Origin of the sequence: Paenibacillus sp. LHD-38, assembly GCF_031157315.1 — a bacterium.
Classification (GTDB): Bacteria; Bacillota; Bacilli; order Paenibacillales; family Paenibacillaceae; genus Pristimantibacillus.
The window spans coordinates 109,344-115,872 of record NZ_JAVIFU010000023.1 but is presented as its reverse complement, the minus strand read 5'-3'; the positions used below and the strand labels follow the sequence as shown (position 1 = coordinate 115,872).

Annotated in this window: 8 protein-coding genes; 6 read left to right on the top strand and 2 right to left on the bottom strand. The window is 47.4% G+C overall.

Going from position 1 to position 6,529, the window contains the following annotated elements:
• Window positions 1–147 precede the first annotated feature (147 nt).
• Entirely contained in the window at window positions 148–1,764 is a 1,617-nt protein-coding gene (cimA, locus tag RCO25_RS20085; protein WP_308997905.1) for a citramalate synthase, read from the bottom strand.
• 202 nt (window positions 1,765–1,966) lie between these two features.
• On the opposite strand from cimA, the gene RCO25_RS20080 reads away from it, so the two are divergent.
• The 5 genes from RCO25_RS20080 to RCO25_RS20060 all read left to right on the top strand — a co-directional run bounded on the left by RCO25_RS20080 (window position 1,967) and on the right by RCO25_RS20060 (window position 5,109).
• Window positions 1,967–3,253 carry a DNA polymerase IV gene (locus RCO25_RS20080; RefSeq protein ID WP_308997904.1) on the top strand — a complete coding sequence of 429 codons (1,287 nt, stop codon included), beginning with the start codon at window positions 1,967–1,969 and terminating at the stop codon, window positions 3,251–3,253.
• 58 nt (window positions 3,254–3,311) lie between these two features.
• The gene (locus tag RCO25_RS20075; protein WP_056627358.1) at window positions 3,312–3,548 is read left to right on the top strand and encodes a ferredoxin; all 237 of its coding nucleotides are present in this window, start codon (window positions 3,312–3,314) and stop codon (window positions 3,546–3,548) included.
• Window positions 3,549–3,702: 154 nt separating this feature from the next.
• Complete coding sequence (locus tag RCO25_RS20070; protein WP_308997903.1) at window positions 3,703–4,023, top strand: hypothetical protein; 321 nt, start codon at window positions 3,703–3,705, stop codon at window positions 4,021–4,023.
• 60 nt (window positions 4,024–4,083) lie between these two features.
• A complete protein-coding gene (locus tag RCO25_RS20065; protein ID WP_308997902.1) occupies window positions 4,084–4,359 on the top strand; it encodes a hypothetical protein in 276 nt (91 codons plus the stop codon).
• 126 nt (window positions 4,360–4,485) lie between these two features.
• The gene (locus tag RCO25_RS20060; RefSeq protein ID WP_308997901.1) at window positions 4,486–5,109 is read left to right on the top strand and encodes a L,D-transpeptidase; all 624 of its coding nucleotides are present in this window, start codon (window positions 4,486–4,488) and stop codon (window positions 5,107–5,109) included.
• Between the two features lie 5 nt (window positions 5,110–5,114).
• Here the strand turns inward: RCO25_RS20060 and RCO25_RS20055 are convergent, their stop codons facing one another.
• Window positions 5,115–5,255 carry a hypothetical protein gene (locus RCO25_RS20055; RefSeq protein ID WP_308997900.1) on the bottom strand — a complete coding sequence of 47 codons (141 nt, stop codon included), beginning with the start codon at window positions 5,253–5,255 and terminating at the stop codon, window positions 5,115–5,117.
• A 174-nt stretch (window positions 5,256–5,429) separates the two neighbouring features.
• On the opposite strand from RCO25_RS20055, the gene RCO25_RS20050 reads away from it, so the two are divergent.
• Window positions 5,430–6,527 (top strand): quinone-dependent dihydroorotate dehydrogenase, encoded by a 1,098-nt coding sequence (locus RCO25_RS20050; protein ID WP_308997899.1) that lies wholly within the window; start codon window positions 5,430–5,432, stop codon window positions 6,525–6,527.
• Window positions 6,528–6,529 lie beyond the last annotated feature (2 nt).

Below are 6,529 nucleotides of genomic sequence, written 5' to 3'. Positions count from 1 at the left end.
TTTTATTGAAGTGTTTTTTACTCATAAGCTCGCTCCCAACTGTTCATTCCAGTATACAAAAAAGGACCCATACGCTAAACACTTTTTTCTAAGTGTCCAGTGTATGGGTACCAGTTTACAATGTGATTTCCAGCCAACCCTTTTTTATTAATGATTTACAAGCCCGATGCGATCAAGCGGATCGACATGCGTATTATCGACCTTAACCATGTTGAGCAGCGCATAACGGATGCTGTCGACAAGTGCTTCCCAGCTTGCCTCGATGACATTGTTGGAAACGCCGACAGTGCTCCATGTGTTATCAAGTCCTGTTGACTCGATTAGTACGCGGACCTTAGCGGCTGTAGCGTCCTTCTCGTCGATGACACGAACTTTATAATCGGATAGGTGTATACTTTCGATCTTGGGATAAAACTGCACCAGCGCCTTGCGCAGGGCGTTATCGAGCGCGTTTACGGGACCATTGCCTTCGGCTGCCGTGTAAACCTGCTGTCCGCCAACGTTAATCTTGACGATAGCTTCGGAAATCATTTGACCGTTTGTTTTTTCTACGAGCATTTTGAACGATTCAACCTTGAACACTTCCTTAACCTCGCCGCCGAATGCTTCACGCAGCAGGAGCTCGAGAGAAGCGTCAGCGCCCTCGAACTGATAGCCTTGATGCTCCAGATCTTTGATTTGATCCATTATGAGCTTCGTTTTTTCATTGTTTGCGTTAACGTCAAGTCCAAGCTCTTTGGCTTTGGAAATAATATTGCTTTGTCCCGCTAGCTCAGAGACGAGAATACGCTGCTTATTACCTACAAGTTCCGGCTGAATGTGCTCATAGGTTTTGGAGTCCTTCATAATAGCGGAGACGTGAATGCCGCCTTTATGCGCGAATGCTGCATTGCCGACATAAGCTTGGCCAACCGGCATATGTACATTCGCGATTTCACTAATATAGCGTGCCGTACTAGTGAGCACGCGAAGCTTCTCTTCCGGCAACACGTCATAGTTCATTTTAATTTGCAGGTTAGGAATGATCGAGCATAGATTCGCGTTGCCGCATCGTTCGCCATAGCCATTGATCGTGCCTTGTACTTGACGCGCGCCGGCTTCAACAGCTGCGAGGGAGTTAGCGACTGCAAGCTCGCAATCATTATGCGTATGGATGCCGATCGGTGTAACCAATTCCTGCTTAACCCGCGAAACGATCTCATGAATTTCGCTCGGAAGCGTACCGCCGTTCGTATCGCAAAGGACCAGCCAGTTCGCACCAGCCTCTTGCGCTTTCTTCAATACGGATATCGCGTACTCCGGATTATTCTTGTAGCCGTCGAAGAAATGCTCGGAATCAAACAAGGCTTCCATTTCGTTTTGCTTTAAAAAAGCAATCGAATCATAAATCATCGAAAGGTTTTCTTCTAGTGTCGTTTGCAGGGCCGTATGTACATGAAAGTCCCATGACTTGCCTACAAGCGTTGCGGCCGGAACCCCCGATTCAGCGATGCGGACGAGACTTGCATCCTGCTCAGCCAAACTGTTCTTACGGCGTGTGCTGCCGAATGCGGTGATTTTGGCGTTAAGGTTGAATGCTTTGATCCGTTGGAAAAATTCGATATCCTTGCTGTTGCTTCCTGGATTGCCGCCTTCAATATAATGAACGCCCAACGCGTCGAGCTTCTGGGCGATTTTTAATTTGTCATCCGCTGACAGGCTGATGCCTTCACCTTGAGTACCGTCACGCAGCGTCGTATCAAATATGGAAATGTTGTTTGTCATTAACGGGACGCCTCCTTCGTTGATTGCCTATTCAAATCATAATTTACTATTATAACACTTGTCTTCACGAAAGTAGAGGGGAAAAAAGTAATTTTTGTGGCTAGACCCGCTGTCGTTGACTTGACCCTACTGGAATTGTATGCTTGGGTTGATCAAACTTATGTTCGCTTATTGCTCCAATTAGGCGGTGTTTAACTCGATTATGAAAAATACAAATGATCATTATCCGGCAAAAGGCCGTGTTATCATTCATTTAGATATGAATGCTTTTTATTGCTCCGTCCATGAAGCCGAAGAGCCTGAGAAATACAAGAACAAGCCTACAGCGGTGTCCGGCAGCGTGGAGCAGCGAAAGGGTATTCTGGTTACCTGCTCCTATTTGGCAAGAAGCAGAGGAATTAAGACGGGAATGACGGTAAGACAGGCACTTCTGCTATGCCCCGAGCTTATATTAATAAAGCCTGATTTTACGCTTTACCGAAAATATTCTCAGGGATTTATGGCTATCGCCAGACAATATACGCCGCTTGTGGAGGCCGTATCGATCGATGAGTGCTATATGGATATCACGGGGTCGAAAATGTTTGGCACGCCGCTAGAAATCGCAGAATCCTTGCAGAAGCGAATCCAGTCGGAGTGGACGCTTCCATGCTCGATTGGCTTAGCCCCGAACAAACTGCTTGCGAAGATGGCTTCGGATATGAAGAAGCCGAACGGATTGACCGTGCTGCGCATTCGTGATGTGAAAAATGTATTATGGGATAAATCATGCGATACGTTGTTCGGAATAGGCAAAAAAACGGCTGATAAGCTTGCAAAGCTAAACATTCGTACGATTGGGCAGCTGGCGGCTGCCGAGGAACACATGCTAAATAAGCATTTTGGTGTCGTAGGTTCATGGATGAAATCCGCTGCGCACGGAATTGACCACGCTGAGGTTAATTCGAACAGGGAACGGAATAAGTCGATCGGACATACAACGACGCTACCGAGCGACTTAACGACCCGCGAGGATGTATTTAGGGTGCTGCTCAATTTAGCGGATCAGACTGGACGAAGACTGCGCAGGCAAAAGTTGGTTGCGACAACGGTTCAGATTACGATCCGCAAGCCGGATATGACAACGATTACCCGCTCTCATACATTGGCTGCCCCAACACAGGAGGCTGATGTATTTTACAGGGAAGCCTGCAGGCTGTATGAGAAGCATTGGAAGATTGGCGAGCCAATCCGTCTGCTCGGAATCTCCCTTCAAAATCTCACGCCGCTGGACGATACGGCCCTTCAGCTTGATTTGTTCAGCTATGAGCAGCAGCCGCGGAAAGAAGCATTAACCAAAGCGATGGACCGACTCCGCGACAAATACGGAGAGGACGCGGTTCTGACTGCGGGAATGCTTGGTGATGACCCTTCAACCTTAATTAGGAATAAACGAATTCGCGGTACATCCTTGCAAAAGGATGATAGTTTGTTATATATTGATGAATGAAGCTTGACTGATCAGAGACGAGATTAATCCGTATATTTTTATTTGGGAGGGAATTTCCATGGGTAAGTTTACTTGGGTTGAAAAAGATACGTGCATCGCTTGTGGAGCTTGCGGAGCAACCGCTCCTGACATTTATGATTATGATGATGAAGGTCTTGCAGAAGTTATTTATAAAGCAGACGGAAACAAAGGAAACACAGAGATTCCAGAAGATTTGTTTGATGATTTGCAGGATGCGGCTGACGGCTGTCCTACTGATTCAATCAAAATTGCAGACGTTCCTTTTAATTACTAAATCATAATCGGAAGCAAAGCTCCTCATCGCATGCTTAAGCTGCGAAGAGGAGCTTTTTTCTGTTTTCTGTACGCACAGTAAAATGCTGAAGGGATACAAACAAGCACCCATCCTGCCGATAAAGAAAACATACCACATGTTGGGAGGATGGGGGATGGACTCTCCAGAAGACATATTATATTTGAAGCAATTTGTAAAGCAGCACCCTGATAACCAAATGGGGTGGTATTTGCTTGGCAAGCAATATTTGCTCGCTGGCAAAGAGGGCAAAGCAAACTATTGTTTTTTGCAAGCCGGCGAGGTTTATGACGCTTTTGAGCATGAAAGCCATCCTTTATCGGAAAAGCAGCTGCAGCTGCTTAAAGAATGGGGCTTGCGGCATAAGAGAAAAATGCTTGTCCGCAGAACCGCAGCATTAGCGGTCTTACTGCTCTTCATTGCTGTATTAGTGCCCGCTAACGGCGCTATCTATTAACAGACGAACGAACAACCCGAACCGGTGGCTCAAGGCTATATCCCCCCAATAGGAGTTGTATTGGTTGCACAAAAAGATCGAAATCCGATTGGAAGTGCTTGGAATAGTCTGATTGCTGCGGGGAAAGAAGCTTCGCTGCTCACGATCGCAGCTCGGCTAGAGGAGGATAACGGCTGGCGCAAATGGACAGGAAATACAAGACTGATTATGTCCGTGGAGAAGGGTGATTTAAACGGAAAGCTAAATGTGACGATGTTTGATCGGCTTGCCTGCTCGTGTGAGCCGTCTGATGCAGCTGCAGTCACAGAACAGTATAAAGGCTGGAGAGAGCAGTAGGAGACACACTGGACGCTCGCTAGCGCAGTCTATCATTATGAGAAGAAATACAAAAAATGGCCGGAGAAGCTGGATGATCTTATCAAGCCTTACCCGAATAATGTCATCGCTGGAGAACGCGAAGGCATGAGGACGATGTTTCCGGTTGTGCTGAAGAAGCTCAAAGGCACACACCAAAGTAGCATCAGCGAAGCCGAAGTGCCATCCGTAGAAGCGGGCAATCAGCCGATACCGGGCAAGGATAAGTTAACGAAGCCGAGTAGTAATCCGATGGTTGGCAGCAATGGTATTTTAGATAAAGAATGGAGTCAACCTCTTTCGATCGTTGTCGATAAATCGAACCATAGGCTTGCTGTTGTTCAAGGTAACATCATAGTGCGCAGTTATCAGGTAGGTCTTGGCGGAGACGAAACGCCTGAGGGGAGCTTTTATATAAGCGAAAAGGTAAAGAATCCAAATGGACGCGAGGACGGAGATTTCGGAAGCCGCGGCATGACGCTGTCTAACACCTTATTCGCAATCCATGGAACCGATGAGCCGAGCAGCTTAGGCAAGGATGAGTCGCTGGGCTGCGTTAGAATGGGCAAGGCGGATGTCGAGGAGCTCTTCGATAGGGTGCCTCTCGGAACGGCGGTGCAAATAAAAAACGGGACGCTTCCATCCAAGCTGCAGCAGCCTCCCGAACGCTTTAGGCTGGAGCCGCGCCAGAATGAAACCAATCCCGCTAAAATTTATAAATGGTTGACGTAAGAGGCTTACGAAGTGAAAACTAAAAGCAAGGCAACCGCAACGACAATAACGCCGACGATAGAACCAATCCAAATGAGTGCTTTCTTGTTTACCTCTTCCTTCGGCTTTGCTTTAATTGTTGCAGGCTTTCTTTTTGGTGAACTCATCGACAATCAACCTCTCTATTTCAAAATGATAATGAATATGTTCTCATTGTAATCGTTTTCTAGACAAGCCGCAATATAACGGACGCTTGCACCTTATGTGCAGGCTCTTTTCTTTTTGTCGTAAAAAAGATAAACTGACATGTAGAACATACATCTGAGATCGGAGTGAGTAAGTTGCTTTATTCTTCAATTTTAAAGCCGATTTTTTTTCGAATGGACCCAGAAAAGGCTCATCATCTTGTTATTGACGGCTTAGCAGCAGGCGGCGTAGTTCCTGGATTAAACGGGCTAATGCATGCGATGTACGGCGTAGCAAAGTCGCCGGAGCTTGCGACCGATCTATTCGGACTGCATTTTCCGCATCCGGTGGGCTTAGCCGCCGGTCTGGACAAAAACGGCAAAGCAGCAGACGGCTTCTCAAGCGTAGGCTTTGGCTTCGCCGAGGTAGGTACTGTAACACCGAAAGGACAAGCTGGAAACGAACAGCCGAGATTGTTCCGGCTCCCGCCTGATGAAGCGCTTATCAATCGGATGGGCTTTAACAATGATGGAACGGCTGCTATGGCAGAGAAGCTGTCACGTCGCAAAATAAACCGAATACCGATAGCCGTAAACATCGGCAAAAACAAAACAACTCCGAATGAGTTGGCCCATGAGGATTATCAAACCTGCATTCGGGATTTGTATACATATGGTGATTTCTTTGTCGTTAATATCAGCTCGCCGAACACTCCTGATCTACGCGACCTGCAGCATGGTGAAGAGCTTAGAAATCTGCTTAGCGCTGTAAAAAAGGAAATAAACACGCAGGCCGCGAAAGTAGGAACAAAAGCAAAACCTGTTCTAGTCAAAATCGCGCCCGACATGACGAATGAGCAGTTGGAGCTCACCGTGGCCACCATAATGGAGAGCGGCGTATCGGGGATAATCGCCACAAATACGACCTTATCCCGTACGGGGCTGCAGCATTCGAATGCAGGCGAAGCGGGCGGACTCAGCGGTAAGCCGCTGCGTGAACGTTCAACCGAGGTCATTCGGGCAGTATATCGCCAGACTGGCGGGCAGCTGCCGATTATTGGATCCGGCGGCATCTTTACGGCGCAAGACGCATACGATAAAATCCGCGCAGGAGCCTCCTTGGTTGAAATCTACACGGCGCTTATCTACAAAGGCCCTGGAGTGCTCCGTGAGTTGACGAACGGTTTGAAGGAATGTTTACGTAAGGATGGCTACCGAAATATTGCCGAGGCAGTTGGCGCAGATCACGTTTAAGA

Excerpts from the sequence above, each read along its gene's own strand:
- cimA (WP_308997905.1), bottom strand. The coding sequence starts at position 1,764 with ATGACAAACAACATTTCCATATTTGATACGACGCTGCGTGACGGTACT.
- RCO25_RS20080 (WP_308997904.1), top strand. The coding sequence starts at position 1,967 with ATGAAAAATACAAATGATCATTATCCGGCAAAAGGCCGTGTTATCATT.
- RCO25_RS20075 (WP_056627358.1), top strand. The coding sequence starts at position 3,312 with ATGGGTAAGTTTACTTGGGTTGAAAAAGATACGTGCATCGCTTGTGGA.
- RCO25_RS20070 (WP_308997903.1), top strand. The coding sequence starts at position 3,703 with ATGGACTCTCCAGAAGACATATTATATTTGAAGCAATTTGTAAAGCAG.
- RCO25_RS20060 (WP_308997901.1), top strand. The coding sequence starts at position 4,486 with ATGAGGACGATGTTTCCGGTTGTGCTGAAGAAGCTCAAAGGCACACAC.
- RCO25_RS20055 (WP_308997900.1), bottom strand. The coding sequence starts at position 5,255 with ATGAGTTCACCAAAAAGAAAGCCTGCAACAATTAAAGCAAAGCCGAAG.